15 protein-coding genes are annotated in these 15,420 nt (G+C 67.3%); 7 read left to right on the top strand and 8 right to left on the bottom strand.

From position 1 onward, the window contains the following. Positions 1-2: 2 nt before the first annotated feature. The 5 genes from JVH1_RS08095 to JVH1_RS08075 form a co-directional block, all read right to left on the bottom strand. Complete coding sequence (locus JVH1_RS08095; protein WP_009478901.1) at positions 3-2,048, bottom strand: ABC transporter ATP-binding protein; 2,046 nt, start codon at positions 2,046-2,048, stop codon at positions 3-5. 77 nt (positions 2,049-2,125) lie between these two features. Then, the gene (locus tag JVH1_RS08090) at positions 2,126-2,755 is read right to left on the bottom strand and encodes a hypothetical protein (protein WP_011597787.1); all 630 of its coding nucleotides are present in this window, start codon (positions 2,753-2,755) and stop codon (positions 2,126-2,128) included. 185 nt (positions 2,756-2,940) lie between these two features. After that, positions 2,941-4,380, bottom strand: coding sequence for an HAD-IB family hydrolase (locus JVH1_RS08085; RefSeq protein WP_009478903.1), 1,440 nt, complete (start codon positions 4,378-4,380; stop codon positions 2,941-2,943). Positions 4,381-4,384: 4 nt separating this feature from the next. Then, positions 4,385-6,643: a glycerol-3-phosphate 1-O-acyltransferase gene (locus JVH1_RS08080; protein WP_009478904.1), complete on the bottom strand. Its 2,259-nt coding sequence runs from the start codon at positions 6,641-6,643 to the stop codon at positions 4,385-4,387. A gap of 17 nt (positions 6,644-6,660) precedes the next feature. Further along, positions 6,661-8,115, bottom strand: a complete 1,455-nt coding sequence (locus tag JVH1_RS08075; RefSeq protein ID WP_009478905.1) for a wax ester/triacylglycerol synthase domain-containing protein — start codon at positions 8,113-8,115, stop codon at positions 6,661-6,663. A 124-nt stretch (positions 8,116-8,239) separates the two neighbouring features. Here JVH1_RS08075 and JVH1_RS08070 point away from each other — a divergent pair, with 124 nt between their 5' ends. Beyond that, on the top strand, positions 8,240-8,683 hold the full coding sequence (locus JVH1_RS08070; RefSeq protein ID WP_009478906.1) for a GNAT family N-acetyltransferase: 444 nt from the start codon (positions 8,240-8,242) through the stop codon (positions 8,681-8,683). 50 nt (positions 8,684-8,733) lie between these two features. Beyond that, the gene (locus JVH1_RS08065; protein ID WP_009478907.1) at positions 8,734-9,228 is read left to right on the top strand and encodes a DUF2505 domain-containing protein; all 495 of its coding nucleotides are present in this window, start codon (positions 8,734-8,736) and stop codon (positions 9,226-9,228) included. A gap of 3 nt (positions 9,229-9,231) precedes the next feature. Here JVH1_RS08065 and soxR read toward each other — a convergent pair whose 3' ends face one another. Then, complete coding sequence (soxR, locus tag JVH1_RS08060; protein WP_009478908.1) at positions 9,232-9,711, bottom strand: redox-sensitive transcriptional activator SoxR; 480 nt, start codon at positions 9,709-9,711, stop codon at positions 9,232-9,234. A gap of 41 nt (positions 9,712-9,752) precedes the next feature. Continuing rightward, the gene (locus JVH1_RS08055; protein WP_009478909.1) at positions 9,753-10,283 is read right to left on the bottom strand and encodes an FABP family protein; all 531 of its coding nucleotides are present in this window, start codon (positions 10,281-10,283) and stop codon (positions 9,753-9,755) included. A 107-nt stretch (positions 10,284-10,390) separates the two neighbouring features. Between JVH1_RS08055 and arcA the strand changes: the two genes are divergently transcribed. Next, complete coding sequence (gene arcA, locus JVH1_RS08050; RefSeq protein ID WP_009478910.1) at positions 10,391-11,608, top strand: arginine deiminase; 1,218 nt, start codon at positions 10,391-10,393, stop codon at positions 11,606-11,608. A 13-nt stretch (positions 11,609-11,621) separates the two neighbouring features. Here the strand turns inward: arcA and arsC are convergent, their stop codons facing one another. After that, a complete protein-coding gene (arsC, locus tag JVH1_RS08045; RefSeq protein WP_009478911.1) occupies positions 11,622-11,978 on the bottom strand; it encodes an arsenate reductase (glutaredoxin) in 357 nt (118 codons plus the stop codon). A gap of 87 nt (positions 11,979-12,065) precedes the next feature. On the opposite strand from arsC, the gene JVH1_RS08040 reads away from it, so the two are divergent. The 4 genes from JVH1_RS08040 (at position 12,066) to JVH1_RS08025 (ending at position 15,386) form a co-directional block, all read left to right on the top strand. After that, a complete protein-coding gene (locus JVH1_RS08040; protein ID WP_009478912.1) occupies positions 12,066-12,749 on the top strand; it encodes an NAD(P)H-binding protein in 684 nt (227 codons plus the stop codon). Positions 12,750-12,807: 58 nt separating this feature from the next. Beyond that, the gene (locus JVH1_RS08035; RefSeq protein ID WP_016883479.1) at positions 12,808-13,182 is read left to right on the top strand and encodes a GntR family transcriptional regulator; all 375 of its coding nucleotides are present in this window, start codon (positions 12,808-12,810) and stop codon (positions 13,180-13,182) included. 50 nt (positions 13,183-13,232) lie between these two features. Continuing rightward, positions 13,233-13,664, top strand: a complete 432-nt coding sequence (locus JVH1_RS08030; protein ID WP_009478914.1) for a DoxX family protein — start codon at positions 13,233-13,235, stop codon at positions 13,662-13,664. Positions 13,665-13,754: 90 nt separating this feature from the next. Further along, the gene (locus tag JVH1_RS08025) at positions 13,755-15,386 is read left to right on the top strand and encodes a BCCT family transporter (RefSeq protein WP_371113087.1); all 1,632 of its coding nucleotides are present in this window, start codon (positions 13,755-13,757) and stop codon (positions 15,384-15,386) included. The last annotated feature ends 34 nt before the right edge of the window (positions 15,387-15,420 follow it).

Here is a 15,420-nt window from a genome sequence, read left to right as displayed (position 1 = left end):
AGCTAGAACTCTCCGCCCCGACCGGGGGCGCTCGGGGCCAGAACCGTCCCGTCGGTGAATCGGACGCCGTCGGTGCACCGGCACTCGACCTGCCCGCCACCGAACTGCTCGGCGTGGAGCCGCGCGTACAACCCTTGTCGTGCAAGGAGTTCGGTGTGCGTTCCGCGTTCTATCAGCGTTCCCTCGTCGATCACGAAGATCACGTCGGCGTGCTGAATGGTGGACAGCCGGTGGGCGATCGCGAGGGTGGTGCGTCCGCGCATCACCTCACCGAGTGCCCGCTGGACGAGTCGCTCGGAAACCGTGTCGAGTGCGGACGTCGCCTCGTCGAGGATCAGTACGCGGGGGTTCTTCAGCAGCACTCGCGCGATGGCCAATCGCTGCTTCTCGCCACCGGACAGGCGGAATCCTCGTTCGCCCACCAGGGTGTCGTATCCGTCGTCGAATCCCAGGATGCGGTCGTGAATGTTGGCGGCCTCCGCCGCGGCCTGCAGTTCGGCATCGGTCGCCTCCGGTTTGGCGTATCGAAGGTTGTCGGCGATCGAGGCGTGGAACAGATACGGGTCCTGGGTGACCATTCCGACCGCCTCGGCGAGCGAGCTCATGGTCAGGTCGCGCACGTCGTAGCCGTCGACGAGGACGGCGCCACTGTCCACCTCGTACAGGCGCGGAACGAGGTAACAGAGCGTGGTCTTGCCTGCGCCGGACGGTCCGACGAAGGCGGCGAGCTGACCCGGCTCGATCTCCAGGGACGTGCCCGCGACCGCCCAGCGCCGGCTGCGACGTTCCGCCGGTTCGGTGTCGGGCGCCGCCGCCGGGAAGCGAGGCGCGACGGCCGCGACGCCGCGCATGCCGCCGCCCCCACCGCCGCGCCCCAGGCTGCGCAGTGCCACCGGGTCGGGGTCGGCGGTGGCGAGCCGGACGGGCGCGGGATACGCGAAGTACACGTCGTCCAACTCCACCCGCCCGGGGGAGTCCGCGGGCAACTCGACGGCGTCCGGGCGGTTCACGATCGCGGGTTGCAGATCGAGGTACTCGAAGATGCGGCGGAACAACGCCATCGACGTCTGGACGTCGAGGGTCACCCGCATCAGCGAGACCAACGGTTGCAGCAACCTGGCCTGCAGAGTCGAGAACGCGACGAGTGTGCCCGCCGAGAGCGCCGCGGAACCGCCGCTGACGAGATACCCCGCCAGCAGGTACACGAGTGCGGGAGTGATCGCCATGAACGAGCTGACGACGGCGAAGAAGCCCTGGCCCGTCATGGCCTGCCGCACCTGCAGTTCGGTCTGCCGCGCGTTCTCGGTCCGATACCGGTCGAGCTCGGTGTCGGCCTGGTTGAACACCTTCGTCAGCAGAACACCCGAGACGCTCAGCGCTTCCTCGGTGATTGCGGTCATGTCCGACAACGACTCCTGCGTCTTGCGCGCCAGAACCCGTCGCCGGGCGCCGACCCGCCGCTGCAGGTAGACGAAGCCGGGGAGCAGTGCGACCGCGAGAAGCGTCAGCTGCCACGACAGCAGCAGCATCGCGATGAGGGACGCGGTCACGGTGACGACGTTCGACAGGATGCTCGACGCCGTGGACGTGAGGACGGACCGCACCCCGCCGACGTCGTTGGCCAGACGCGATTGGATCGAGCCGGTCTTGGTCGACGTGAAGAACGCCAGTTCCATCTTCTCGAGGTGGGCGAACAGACGCTCCCGGAGATCCGCCATCGACAGGTTGCCGACCTTGGTGGTGAGGTAGCTCTGGCCGACGCCGATCAGCGAACCCGTGAGCGTCACCGCGATCATGGCGACGACCAGCCACAGCAGCAGTGTCAGATGGACACCGCTGCCGTCGGTGGGAAACAGTGCGCGGTCGAACACCGCCTTCGTGAGGAAGGGATTCACGATGCCGAGCAGTGAGGACACGACGATGGCGGCCGCGACGAGCACCAGCCACCCGCGGTAGGGATGCAGGAGCGCCCAGATGCGGGGGAGCAGCGAAGACTCGGCGGGTGCCTCCGAGGCCTGCTGTGTCGATGAGGAACCGGTCGCGGGCATCTCCCCATCGTGCCCATCCGCCGCGCTCCTGGCGAGCCGATTCGACGCGGCCCCGTCGTCCTGCTCCGGTCCGGTGGTTACGGTAGGTCCCCCTCCTCGGGGATGCCGAGTTCGTCGCGCACCGCGGCGAGGAAATCGTCCTGGGCGCTCATCCCGGCCTGGAAATGGTCGGCGAACTGCTGTTGACGGGTGGACAGGGCGTCCGCAGACACGGCGTCATCCGTCGCGAAGTCGGTGCTCAGCCAGCCGACCGTCTCGGATCCGGCCAGGTATTCGACCACCATCCGCCGTGCCGATTCCACGACCGGTTCCGATCCGATGAGCTCCACCGCCGTGAATTTCGAGCCGAGGACGATGTTCTGTTGCGGTAGCGGACGGAGGACTTCGGCGATCATGGTCATGAGATCGGTTCCGTCGAAATGGTCGAAGGCCACCGAGACGGAACCCGACGTGATACGCACCTCGTTGGCCGCGGTCAGGAGCTCCGAGTAGATCTGCTGCCGCTGCGTCCGCAGGAACTCGTTCGAGGATTGGCTCACCGTCGCCTCCACCTGATTCGACGTGTTCAGCAAGGTGAACACCCCTCCGCACACGGAGCCGATCAGGGTGCCGACGACGGCCATCGACGCCACGAGCATGCTGAGCCGAAACTCGTGGCGCCGCATATCCGTTCGGTCGGGAGGCGTGACGCCATCACGCTCGCTCATCGTCCTGCTCCCTTCGATGCATCACCGGTTCACCCCGACTCTCCCGTACGGCCGGCGACCCGTCGCGCGTAGTCGACTACTCGGGTTGCGACACCCCGTGGCGAGCGCTGAACCGGGCCACCAGCGTCGGTAGGCCCCGATCGAGGTTCTCTACATCCCTCGGGAACGTTGTTCGAAGAGATCTTTCAGCGATGCCCGGCGTGCAGGCAGTCTTCGAACAGGGTGCGCACTTCGTCGACGTGCCGGTCGAGATCCGCGAGGTTCCAGCCCTCGGTCGGCACGGGTGCGAGGACGTCGACATCGACGGTGCCGGGGTGCGCGACGAGCGAGTTCCGCCACATCCGTTCGCCCGCGTTGTGGATGACGATCGGCACGATCGGCACTCCCGCCTGCATCGCCAGGTGGAATCCGCCCTTCTTGAACTTGCCGAGACGCGGCGTCGGCGATCGGGTGCCCTCGGGGGCGATCGCGATGGAGACGCCGGACTGCAGTTTCTCCACGGCCGGGCGGAGGGCAGCCCTCGCCTTCGTGCTGTCCGCCCTGTCGATGTACGCGACGTCGAGCAGCGCCCCCACGGGAATGAACCGGGGATCGCGCGCGGCCTCCTTCTTCGCGACGCCGGTGACGTCGCGACGGATGACGCTGCCGATCACCAGCATGTCGAGCGAACTCTGGTGATTGAACATGAAGACCGCGGGCCTGGCCGACCACGCGTTCTCCTTGCCCTTGATGCGCACGTTGATCCCGCAGATCGCGAGCGCGAGATCCGGGCCGAAGCTGCCGACCAGGTTGGCGCCCGTCTGCCGGTTCTGGGTGAGCAGGCCGGCGGAGACGCCGAACGCGGCCGCCCCCATCAGGGCGCCGATCGCAGTGGTGGTGCGGGCGATGGACATCGGGTCGGCGCCGCTCTCCGGAGGTCGCAGATTCACCGACGGCCACCCGTTCTGCCGCGCGGTCGCCGCAAGCTTGCGGTCGGGGTTCAGGGCTACGGGATGTCCCACCGACTTCAGCATCGGAACATCTTCTGCGCCGTTGGAGTACGCGAAGCTGTCACCCAGAACCGCGCCGTGCTTCTCGGCGTATTCGCGCAGTGCCTCGGCCTTGGCCGGGCCCCACAGCGGCGGCGATTCAAGCTTGCCGGTGAGCATCCCGTCCAGCACCGCGGGCCGGGTGCACAGCACGTCCTCGGCGTCGATGTCGAGATCCGCGGCCACCGACAGTGCCTGATAGGGGGTGGCGGAGGTGGCCATCACCACCCGGTGACCGGCGTGCCGGTGCGCGGCGAGCAGTCCGCGGACCTCCGAGAAGATCATCCTCGCGATCTCCTGACGGAACAGCCGCTGCCCCCACTCCTGCATCTCGTCCTCCATGCGCCCGGCCAGGCTCTCCACTCCGATGCGCATCAAATTGCTGACGTCGGCACCCCGGAACCGGGTCTCCACCGCCGCACCCGTGGTGCGCAGAAGCTCTGCCACGCTGATGTCGAAGCGACGCAGGCGGTCCCGGTAGACGACGCTCGCGGAGTACCCGCTGATCAAGGTGCCGTCCAGATCGAACGCGGCGAGGGTGCCCGGTCCGGGAACGGCGGCCGCGATGTCGTCGTGGAGACTGCGGAGATCGCTCATCTACTCACCTACCACCCATCTGGTCGAGATTTTCGTGCGCGATGGCCCGGATACGGAGAACCTGATCGATCAGGGTCTGGAGTTCGGCGTCGAACTCGACTCGCCGGGCCGCCATGTTCTCGGCGTTCGGTTCGACGAGCCCCCGGTTTCGTGCCAGCTTCAGTGCGGTCGTGAACAGTTCGGCCGAAATCGACTCGCTGCTCCCGATCTGCTGCCGGAGACGTCGCTGCTCGGCGAGCGCGAGGCACGACGTCATGAACGCCTTCTCGTCGAACTTCCGGTCCACGGGAGTGCGGAGCAGCTGACCTGCGACCACGGCGTACGCCTCCAGAAACGGTTGCAGAACCCGGTGAGCCAGATGAATACGCATCCCGGACAACAGGTTCGCCGCATGCTGAGGGTCACCCAGATTCGACTCCCACGCCCGGTCGATCAGATCCAGTTCGGCCCGCAGTTCCTTCCGGAAGCTGTCCTTCTCGCTGAAGAAGAACTCGAACTTGAGGAGATCGCGGATCCGCAGCGCCAAATTCCATCCGTCCTCGAGCGGGTCGGTGAACTTCTGATCGACAGCCGCCCGCAGCACCATCTCTGCGATCGCCCGCATCACCAGGAAGTGAATCGTGTTGTTGCGGTAGAACGCTGCCACGAGATGCTGATCCCGCCCAAGGTAGAACACCCGTTCACTGCCCTGGTCGAAACTCCGCAGAACCCCGGAATCGAGGTGGGTGCGCACGGCCTTGCGGATCACCTTCGGATCCGTCAGATCCACGTCGCCCGCGGTCGGCAGCGAGCGCGCCGTGATGTAGTCCACGAGTGGTCCGAGGATGGCACCGACCTCGGCAACGGTGAGCGCCCGGTCCTCGATGCCGAGGAACGCGAGCATGACGAGCGACGACGCGGTGACCGGCGTGACCTCGTTGATGCGGTGACACACCTCGAACGCCGTCTTCTGTACCGCCAGGCGCAGGTCGACCTCCTGGCCGAGGTAGTCCGCCAGTGACATCGGCCTGCCGACGTTGACGTGCGCGACACCGTGCCGTTGACCCTGTGCCCGAACGTATCCGAAGAGCCAGCGCAGACTCTCCTTGCTCTTCGCCTGGCCGTGTGCCTCCGCCGCCATCGCCCCGACCTCGTACAGCTGGTCGTAGGTCAGCGACACCGGAACGAGATACACGTCGGACATCCCGCTGTCCTCGAAGGCTTTCGCGAGGTAGTTGAGCAGACCGAACCGCGGCGGCCGCAGTTTCCCGGTGCGGCTGCGCCCGCCCTCGATGTACCACTCGAGGTTGAACCGTTTCGTGAGCAGATAGCGCATGTACTCGCGGAGCGTCCACTTGTAGATCTCGTCGCCTTCGATCTTCCGGCGAATGAACACGGTGCCGCTGCGCTTGCCGATCGGTCCGATCGGCCAGAAGTTGATGTTCAGACCGCCCATCACGTGGTTGAGCGGAAGATCGTTCGCGAGCAGCGCCGGCCGCAACACCAGCGGGTCGAGGTACGAGCGGTGGCTGGGCAGGAACACCAGGGAATGTTCCTTGTTCAGCTCCCGCAGCTTGTCGAGCCGGGTGGTGTCGACGTCGAGGCGGTACGCGCGGGAGAAGTAGCGGCCCAACTGGTCCCACAGCGCGATGGCCCGCCTGCTCTGCGCGGCGACCATCTCGTCCAGTGCCCCACGGGCCCGGCGATCCACTTCGGCGACGGGGAGGTTCAACTTCGCGGACAGCTCCCGGGTGCCGTCGTGGTACCGGCTGGCGTCGGTGATCTCGTCGACGACGAACTTCGACACCTTGTACTGCGTGCCCAGCAGGGTGCGCTCGGCCCGCTCGAGGGTCAGCGCCGCCTGGCGGCGAATGAAATCCGGAAGCGACCCGCCGCCGTTCTCGGCGAGCCGGCGTTCGAGGTCGCTCAGCGGGGCCGGGTCGCCTTCCAGGACCTGGCACCGGGCCGGGTCGTCGCGCATCACCCGGCGCTGCATGTTCTGACCGGGGTGCAGCGGATCGCGCAGCGACAGCGTCTCCCGGAATCGCTGCGCGCCGTCCGGATGGGTCTCCTTCGGCAGCCAGACCACGCGCAGCGGGGTGAGCAGCGGATCATCCTTCCGGCGCACGAGGTCGGCGAGGGCCTGGTCGGTGACGCGGACCGTCGGCGGCGGCTGACCGGAATCGTTCGCCTGCCGCTCCAGCCACGTGCGGAGAACGTCGTCCTCCATGTCGCTCATCGTCTCGATGAGGTAGACCCGTGGCCGTGTCGTGTGCTCGTCCATCGCGCCAGCCTTTCCTTTCACCCGCGGCCCAGTTCGACGATCTCGTCGAGACTGTCCTGCAGGCACTGCATGAACCGTGCCGGCTCGGTGACGGCGGCGGTGTCGAGATTGACGCCGATGCAACACGTGCCGACGTGGGAGACGAGAGTGGCCATGACCGCACAGCCGGGGGCCGGGCCGAACGGGAACATCCGCTCGATCCGGGCACCCGCCAGGTACACCGGAACGGGGACCCCGGCGACGTTGCTGGCCTGCAGATCGAGACCCGTCGACTGCGAGAGATACCAGTTCGCCAGCACGACCGTCGGAAGCCGGACCAGGAGCGGGGCGGCCGAATCCAGTAGTCCGAGTGCGGGTTCCTGGCGCAGCCCCAGGATGATCGCGCGCACCTTCTTGATCCGCGCGACCGGGTCGCGTTCACCGACCGGTCCGGCGAATCGGGCCGCGGCGAACCGGTTGCCGCCCGTCGGATCCGCCGCCGAACGCATGCTCACCGGCATGCCCACCGGAATCGTCTCGAGGTCGCGGCCGAACGATTCGTGGTAGCGGCGGAAACCGCCCAGCAGGGCCGCCACGTACGCGTCGTTCAGCGACCCTCCGGCGACGTGGGCGGCGGAACGCAGTTCGTCGACACTCACCTCGAGCACCCCGAACCAGCGTCCGAGTCCGCGGTCGCGCAGCAGGTCCGAACCCGTGGTCGGGGGAGGGGTCACCACCCTCCGGATCGAGTTCGCGTAACCGGCGACCTCCGTGACACTGCCCACCGGGTCGCCGACGACGGTCATCGCCGTCCGCACCGCTCCGCGGATCAGGCCGCCGAGACGGCCGGGGGCGCTGCGCACGTTGTCGAGTGCCTGCTCGAACAGGGCGCCGCCACCCGACATCTGCTCCGGCAACGGCGCAGGCCGATCCGGTTTGTCCGGCGACGGTTCGGGGCGCCTGCTGTGCAGCAGCGTCATCAACTGGATGCCGCCGAGCCCGTCCGTGATGCTGTGGTGCGTCTTCACCACGTAGACGGCGCGGCCGTCGTCGAGTCCCTCGATGAGCATCGCGCTCCACGGCGGCCGGGCGCGGTCGAACGGCTCGGTCGCCATGTGCCTGCACATCCGGAGCGCGTGGTCGAACGTCGCCGGCTCCGGCAGTCGCACCCGCGACAAGTGATAGTCGAGGTCGAACTCGGGGTCGACCGACCACATCGGATTGCCCAGCCGCAGTGTCGGCTCCACCACCCGCATCCGGATCCGCGGCACCATGTGCGACGCCCATTCGTGGGCGCGCACCAGCCGGTCCCAGTCCGGCGGTTTGTCGAGCACGTCGACCGCGACGATCGGTGAGCGCAGCTTCGGCTGCACCTCCTCCATCCGCCACATCCCGGTCTCGAAGTCGGACATCGTGCGGTCCGCTCCCCAGGCGACGTCGGAGAAATCCACGTCGACGGCACTCGGCGGTATCAGAGGTTCGCCGTCGGCCATGCCCACCCTCATTCGGTTGCTCGAGTTGCCCTCAGCTGCTGCTTTTCCAGTGTGGACCCGCCCCGCAGATCGCGTCCCTGGTTCCGGCGGATTGCGCACCGGACTTTCTGTCTAAGGTGAGGACGTGCCGACTCTCCACCACGCGACGCTCGACAGGATCGACCCGGCCACGCTCTACCGGATCATGGTCCTGCGGACCGACGTGTTCGTCTTCGAGCAGGGCATCGTGTCGGAACCCGAACTCGACGGACGCGACCTCGAACCGACCACCACCCAGTTCTGGGCGGAGGAGGACGGCGAGGTTCTCGCGACGCTGCGTGTGCTGGCCGACGAACCGACACTGCACCTCGGACGCGTCGCCACCGCCGCCCACGCCCGTGGGCGCGGACTCGCGGGTCGGCTGCTCGAAGCCGTGTTCGAGGCGTTCCCGGGCCCCGTCGAGATCTCCGCCCAGGCCTACCTCGAAAACTGGTACGGCCGTTACGGTTTTCGCAGAACCGGCGAGAACTACCTCGAAGCCGGCATCGACCACCTGCCGATGAGGCGCTCCGCGCCCGTGCGTGGCTGACGAGTCTCTGGACTCCTTCACCACTCACGGAGTTGTCGTAGGCTGCCGTCATGGCGAAAAGCTTCGAATACTCCGAACAGATCGCGTACCCGATCGACCGGGTGCACGCGACGGTGACGGATCGGGCGTTCTGGCAGCACCGGTTCGAAGAGGCGCCGGAGAAACTCACCCTCGACGACAGCCGCGGCCCCGGCACCCTGACGGCGACGATGCGCGACACCATCGGCGCGTCCTCCCTCCCCGGGCTGGTCCGCAAGGTCGTCTCGGGTGAACTGAAGGTCGAGCGTGCCGACGAATGGGGCGCCCTCGACGGCGACCGCGCCGACGGCCGGATCAGTGGCAGCTCCACCGGGATCCCGGTGAAGATCGAGTGCACGTCGGTACTCCGCGCGTCGGGCGACGTCACCGTCCTGGACGTCGCCGGAGCGGTGCAGGTCAAGATTCCGCTCGTCGGCGGGCAGATCGAGTCCCTCGTCAGGAAGCTGGTCGGCGACATGGTCGGACAGGACCGCGACGCGATCGAGAAGTGGCTCGGCGACAGCTGACGCTCACGCCCCGGACGCCGGGCCGTCGAGTTCGACGTCCAACGTGCGGGCGCCCGGCCCCGCCGTGCCCAGCCGGTCGTGGCTGTTGACGATCGCGCAACTCCCGAGCGAGAGGCACCCGCAGCCGATGCAGCCGGTCAGGTTGTCGCGGAGCCGGATCAGCTGCTCGATCCGCTGATCCAGATCCGCATGCCACCGGGTCGAGAGCTTCTCCCAGTCCTTCCGGTTCGGCGTCCGGCCCTCGGGAAGGGTCGCGAGGGCGTCCCGGATCTCGGCCAGCGGAATCCCGACCCGCTGGGCGATGCGGATGAACGCGACCCGCCGCAACGTGTCCCTGCGGTAGCGACGCTGATTGCCGGACGTCCGCCTGCTGGTGATCAGCCCCTCGCGCTCGTAGAAGTGCAACGCCGACACCGCCACGCCACTGCGCTCCGACAGCTGCCCCGGCGTCAGTTCCTTGGCTCTCCACTCGGGCATCTCCACGACAGGCAACCTTTCCGCGGTTACCTGAACAATACTCGAGGTCAGTCGCGGCGGAGATGTCCGTGCAGGTGGTGCGTGAGCGGAGTCAGGTCGTGCGCCATCCACAGGTCGTACGTGAGGTCGCCGCCGCGCACCGACAACTGTCGCCGGATGCTGTGCACCGGTTTCGCGTCCGGGGACGCGCTCAGCACCACCATCGACAATTCGATGGTCCCCTCCCGGACCTGACCACGGTGGATCTCGGTGAATCCGGTCGGCTGGGCCACGAGCAGTTCCGCCTCGTCCTCGCCGACGAGCCGCAGAAACCCGGACTCCGAGTGCAACGGCCGACCGCTGCCCGCCTCCCTCGTCCGAGACCGGTACGCCAGGAACGGTTTACCGGTGGGAGCGAATTCGATCTCCTCGGTGTACGCGAAGTCGTCGATCGTCGGGTACGCGCCCTCGCCCTCGCCGCGCCACAGACCGGCGAACGGTGCCAGGGCGGAAGGAACGTACGGAAGTGGCGGCGTGTTCGCAGACGAACTCGCCGCCGCATCCGAGTGCGCCGGCGAGAGAGTCGAGTTCTCGTCCATGAGATACCTCCGCCGTTTCACGGTACTCGCCTGCGGCGCCGAGGGACACGGGCGGCGACGGAGTGTTTGAGCGTGCCTGCCGGGCCCGCCGGCATTACCGTCTAGACATGAACGCGTCCGGTTCTGCACCGCTGGGGGCCAACTCCGAAGTCGGGCAGCTGCGTGCCGTCCTCCTGCACCGGCCCGGGGACGAACTGAAGCGGCTCACGCCCCGCAACAACGACCAACTGCTCTTCGACGGACTGCCCTGGGTCGACCGCGCGCAGGAAGAGCACGACGCGTTCGCGGACCTCCTGCGCAGCCGCGGTGTCGAGGTCCTGCTGCTGTCCGACCTGCTCACCGAGACGCTCGGCGCCAGCGGCGCCGCCCGCATACAGGGCATCGGCGCGGCCGTCGACGCCCGCAAACTCGGGCACACCCTGGCCCAGGAATTGGCCGCACACCTCCGCGGTGTCCCGGCCCCCGACCTGTCCACCATCCTCACCGCGGGCATGACCTTCGACGAACTTCCCGTCGCCGCCAACACGGCGTCGCTGGTCCGGCGCATGCACCACGGCGGCGACTTCGTCATCGACCCGCTGCCCAACCTGCTGTTCACCCGGGACTCGTCGTTCTGGATCGGACCCCGCGTCGCGATCACGTCCCTCGCCCTGCCCGCCCGCGTCCGCGAAACGTCCCTCACCGACATCATCTACGCCCACCACCCGCGTTTCCGCGGCGCCCGGCGCGCCTACGAATCCCACACGGCCCCCGTCGAAGGCGGCGACGTCCTGCTCCTCGCACCGGGAGTCGTCGCCGTCGGGGTGGGGGAGCGCACTACACCGGCAGGCGCCGAGGCGTTGGCGCGCAGCGTCTTCGAGGACGAACTGGCGCACACCGTGCTGGTGGTGCCAATCGCGCAGGCCCGGGCGTCGATGCACCTCGACACCGTGTGCACGATGGTCGACCACGACGCCGTCGTGATGTACCCGATCATCCAGGACACGCTGTCGGCGTTCACCATTCACCGCGAAGACAAGGGTGTGTCGATCCGCGGAGCCGATCCGTTCCTGACCGCCGCCGCCGAGGCCATGGGCATCGGCAAGCTGCGCGTCATCGACACCGGACTCGACAACGTCACCGCCGAACGCGAACAGTGGGACGACGGAAACAACACGCTCGCACTCGCACCAGGCGTCGTCGTCGCATACGAACGGAACGTCGAGACCAACGCCCGGCTCGAGGCGTCGGGCATCGAGGTACTGCGGATCGCCGGTTCCGAACTCGGCTCCGGCCGCGGCGGGCCCCGCTGCATGTCCTGTCCGGTTGCTCGCGACCCGCTATAGGCGCCCGGAGGGCCTAGAGGACCTCGCGGACCTTCTCGGCCGGGCGGGCGAGGACGGTGCCCTTGTCCGTCACGACGATGGGTCGCTCGATGAGGATCGGGTTGTCCACCATCGCTTCCAGCAGTTCGTCCTCGGATGCTTCGGCGAGCCCGAGTTCCTTGAAGACAGTCTCCTTCGTGCGGATCGCCTCGCTCGGCTTCAGCCCGGCGTCGTCGAGAAGTTTGCGCAACCCGTCCCGTGAGGGCGGGGTCTCGAGGTACTTCACGACGGTCGGCTCGATGCCCGCGTCCCGGATCAGTCCGAGGACGGTGCGGGACGTGTTGCATCGCTGGTTGTGGTAGATGGTCGCGGTGTTCGCCATACCCGACATTCTGCACCGGGGAACAAACCCGCCCGCACGGAGCGCTGAACCAGGGGTAGTAACTCGTGAATAGTCGACGAAAGAGGGAGATCGATCATGGCCGAGCACAGGGACGCGACTCCGCGGCGCATCGTCATCGCGGGTGGACACGGGAAGATCGCCCGTCACCTCATCAAGATTCTCACCGCGCGCGGTGATCGCGCGGTCGCGCTGATCCGCAACCCCGATCACGAGCACGACGTGGCGGCGCTCGGCGCCGAACCGGTGGTGATCGATCTGGAGACGGCGAGCCCGGACGACGTGGCGAAGACGCTCGTCGGTGCGGACGCCGCGGTGTTCGCCGCGGGCGCAGGCCCGGGCAGCGGTATCGCACGCAAGGACACCGTCGATCGCGGGGCCGCGGTTCTCCTCGCGGACGCCGCCGAGAAGGCGGGAACGCGGCGATTCGTCCAGATCAGTTCGTTCGGGGCGGGGGAGCCGATCCCCGAGGGCACCGACGAGGTGTTCGCGGCCTACCTCGTCGCGAAGACGGCCGCCGAGGAAGACCTGCGCGCCCGCACCCACCTCGATTGGACGATTCTCCGTCCGGGCGGTCTGCTCGACGACGACCCGACGGGTCACGTCACGCTCACCGCGCCTCCTCTCGAGCCCGGCACCGTCCCGCGCGCCGACGTCGCCGCAGTGGTCGCGGCGCTCCTGGACCACCCGGAGACTGCCAAGAAGACGCTGATGCTGACGTCCGGCCCGACGCCGATCGAGGAGGCCGTCGCCGCGGTGTAAGCATTGCGGCGCCGCAACCGCGCAACTACGGTCTGATACAACGCGTGGAACAACGGAGGTGGCGCCGGCCGTGGACATCGACATCGATCCGGATTCGTCGACCGCCCCGTTCGATCAGTTGCGATTGCAGATCATCGAGCAGGTGCGCAGTGGGCAGCTGATCGCGGGAACCAAGATTCCCACGGTCCGCGCACTCGCCGTCGAGGTGGGTCTGGCCCCGAACACGGTGGCCAAGGCGTACCGGGAACTCGGCGAGCAGGGTGTCATCGAAACCCGGGGCAAGCAGGGCACGTTCATCGCGAGCGGCGGCGACCCCATTCGCGCCGGGGCCGAGAAGGCCGCAACACGGTATGTGCAGGACCTGCGGAAGCTGGGGGTGTCCGACGAGGAGATCCTCGGCTTCGTGCAGTCCGCTCTCCGCGGCGCCGAATGAGGACGGCGCCGCATCCAGAAGGTGTGACCCCAGAAAGGTAGACACTCGGTATGGCTTCCGCACTCTTCCGCGACCTCGCACTACTGATTGCCCGGATCGGACTCGGCGTCGTCTTCGTCGCGCACGGCTGGCAGAAGTTCTTCGACTACGGAGTGAAGGCCACACAGGCGTCGTTCGCCGAAATGGGCGTCCCGCTTCCCGACATTTCGGCTGTTGCGGCCGCCACTATCGAACTCGCGGGTGGATTTGCTCTCATCGTGGGAGTGGCCACGCCGATCGCCGGAATCCTGCTGTTCCTCGACATGCTCGGGGCGCTGATTCTGGTACACGCGGACAAGGGCGTCTTCGTCGCGAACGGCGGGTACGAACTCGTTGTCGCACTCGGCGTCGGGTCACTTCTTCTCGCCGTGATCGGTGCCGGACGCCTCAGCATCGACGGGCTTCTCGGAAGAGGCTCGGGATGGGGAAAAACCGCAGCGTGACGATGCCGTAGGCTGGGTCTCGATTCGGTGTGAGGCGATGGGCTAGCTTGCTTTTACCATCGAAAATGACCAACGTAGTTGTTCATGGCAATGAATACTGATCTGCCTGATCAAGGTTCCGAGACCGCCGACGCGAGCGTCGGCGGAGGGCTCAAACGGGTCGGTGTTCGCACCGACCAAGTCGTGTTCTCCGCCGCTGCCGCCGCGGTCTCGGCAATCGTCGTCTGGGGGCTCGTGGCCCCCGACAATCTCGACTCCACGACCGGCAAGGCACTCGACTGGCTGGTCACCGACATGGGCTGGTTGTTCGTCCTGTCGGCGTCCGGATTCGTCCTCTTCTCACTGTGGCTCGCGTTCAGCAAGTTCGGTCACATCCCGCTCGGCAAGGACGGCGAGAAGCCCGAGTTCCGGACGGTCAGCTGGATCGCGATGATGTTCAGCGCCGGCATGGGCATCGGACTGATGTTCTTCGGTGTCGCCGAACCTCTCGCGCACTACGTGACACCCCCTCCGGGTTCCAACGGTGGCATCGGAACTGCGATGGCCACCACCATGTTCCACTGGAGCCTGCACCCCTGGGCGATGTACGCGGTTGTCGGACTGTCGATCGCGTACGGCTCGTACCGCAAGGGTCGCAAGCAGCTGTTCAGCTCCGCCTTCATCCCGCTGCTCGGCCGTCGCGCCGAGGGGCCGATCGGCAAGTTCATCGACGTTCTCGCGATCTTCGCGACGCTGTTCGGCACCGCCGCTTCGCTGGGCCTCGGCGCACTGCAGATCGGGTCCGGTTTCCAGGTCGTCGGGTGGATGTCGGAGGTCAGCACGTTCCTGCTGGTCGCCATCGTCGCCCTGCTGACCCTCGCGTTCGTGGCATCCGCCGTGTCGGGTGTCGCGAAGGGAATTCAGTGGCTCTCCAACACCAACATGGTGCTCGCCGTCATCCTGGCCCTCTTCGTGTTCGTCGTGGGGCCGACGGTCCTGATCCTCAACCTGCTGCCCACCACGATCGGCGCCTACGCCGCGCAGCTCGCGCAGATGTCGGCCCGCACCGGAGCGTCGTCCGATCCGGCGACCGGCGAATGGTTGTCCTCGTGGACCATCTTCTACTGGGCGTGGTGGATCTCCTGGACCCCGTTCGTCGGCATGTTCCTGGCACGCATCAGCCGCGGCCGGACCATCCGCCAGTTCGTGGTCGGCGTGATCGTGGTGCCGAGCGCCGTGAGCCTCGTGTGGTTCGCGATCTTCGGTGGTGCCGGAATCAGCGAGCAGCGTGACGGAATCGACCTCGCCGGACAGGACACCCAGGAGGGTCAGCTGTTCGGCATGCTCAACCACCTGCCGCTCACCGGCATCACGACCGTCCTGGTGATGATCCTCGTCGGGATCTTCTTCGTCTCCGGGGCCGACGCCGCATCGATGGTGATGGGCACCCTGTCGCAGCGCGGTTCGCTGGAACCGCAGCGCTGGGTGGTCGTGTTCTGGGGTGTGCTCACCGGTGGCGTCGCCGCGCTCATCCTGTGGACCGGCGGCGACACCGCGCTGGACGGACTGCAGACGATGACGATCATCGCCGCGGCGCCGTTCGTCCTCGTGATGATCGGGTTGTGTTTCTCGCTCTACAAGGATCTGTCCCGCGACCAGATGATCGTCGACGGCCGGGAAATGCGGAGAGAGATGCGGAGAGTGGCGGCCAAACGTCGTCGCGACCGGATTTCGTCCCGCTAGAGAAACAGTCTGCGAGCCGCTCGGTGTCCCACGG

Origin of the sequence: Rhodococcus sp. JVH1, from assembly GCF_000280725.2 — a bacterium.
GTDB classification, from domain to species: Bacteria; Actinomycetota; Actinomycetes; order Mycobacteriales; family Mycobacteriaceae; genus Rhodococcus_F; species Rhodococcus_F jostii_A.
This window is presented reverse-complemented; position numbering and strand designations above follow the sequence as displayed.

Bases quoted from the DNA above. Each gene is read 5' to 3' on its own strand.
- JVH1_RS08085 (WP_009478903.1), bottom strand. From the start codon at position 4,380: ATGAGCGATCTCCGCAGTCTCCACGACGACATCGCGGCCGCCGTTCCC.
- JVH1_RS08040 (WP_009478912.1), top strand. From the start codon at position 12,066: ATGGCCGAGCACAGGGACGCGACTCCGCGGCGCATCGTCATCGCGGGT.
- JVH1_RS08065 (WP_009478907.1), top strand. From the start codon at position 8,734: ATGGCGAAAAGCTTCGAATACTCCGAACAGATCGCGTACCCGATCGAC.
- JVH1_RS08055 (WP_009478909.1), bottom strand. From the start codon at position 10,283: ATGGACGAGAACTCGACTCTCTCGCCGGCGCACTCGGATGCGGCGGCG.
- JVH1_RS08025 (WP_371113087.1), top strand. From the start codon at position 13,755: ATGAATACTGATCTGCCTGATCAAGGTTCCGAGACCGCCGACGCGAGC.
- arsC (WP_009478911.1), bottom strand. From the start codon at position 11,978: ATGTCGGGTATGGCGAACACCGCGACCATCTACCACAACCAGCGATGC.
- arcA (WP_009478910.1), top strand. From the start codon at position 10,391: ATGAACGCGTCCGGTTCTGCACCGCTGGGGGCCAACTCCGAAGTCGGG.
- JVH1_RS08090 (WP_011597787.1), bottom strand. From the start codon at position 2,755: ATGAGCGAGCGTGATGGCGTCACGCCTCCCGACCGAACGGATATGCGG.
- JVH1_RS08030 (WP_009478914.1), top strand. From the start codon at position 13,233: ATGGCTTCCGCACTCTTCCGCGACCTCGCACTACTGATTGCCCGGATC.
- JVH1_RS08080 (WP_009478904.1), bottom strand. From the start codon at position 6,643: ATGGACGAGCACACGACACGGCCACGGGTCTACCTCATCGAGACGATG.
- JVH1_RS08095 (WP_009478901.1), bottom strand. From the start codon at position 2,048: ATGCCCGCGACCGGTTCCTCATCGACACAGCAGGCCTCGGAGGCACCC.
- JVH1_RS08075 (WP_009478905.1), bottom strand. From the start codon at position 8,115: ATGGCCGACGGCGAACCTCTGATACCGCCGAGTGCCGTCGACGTGGAT.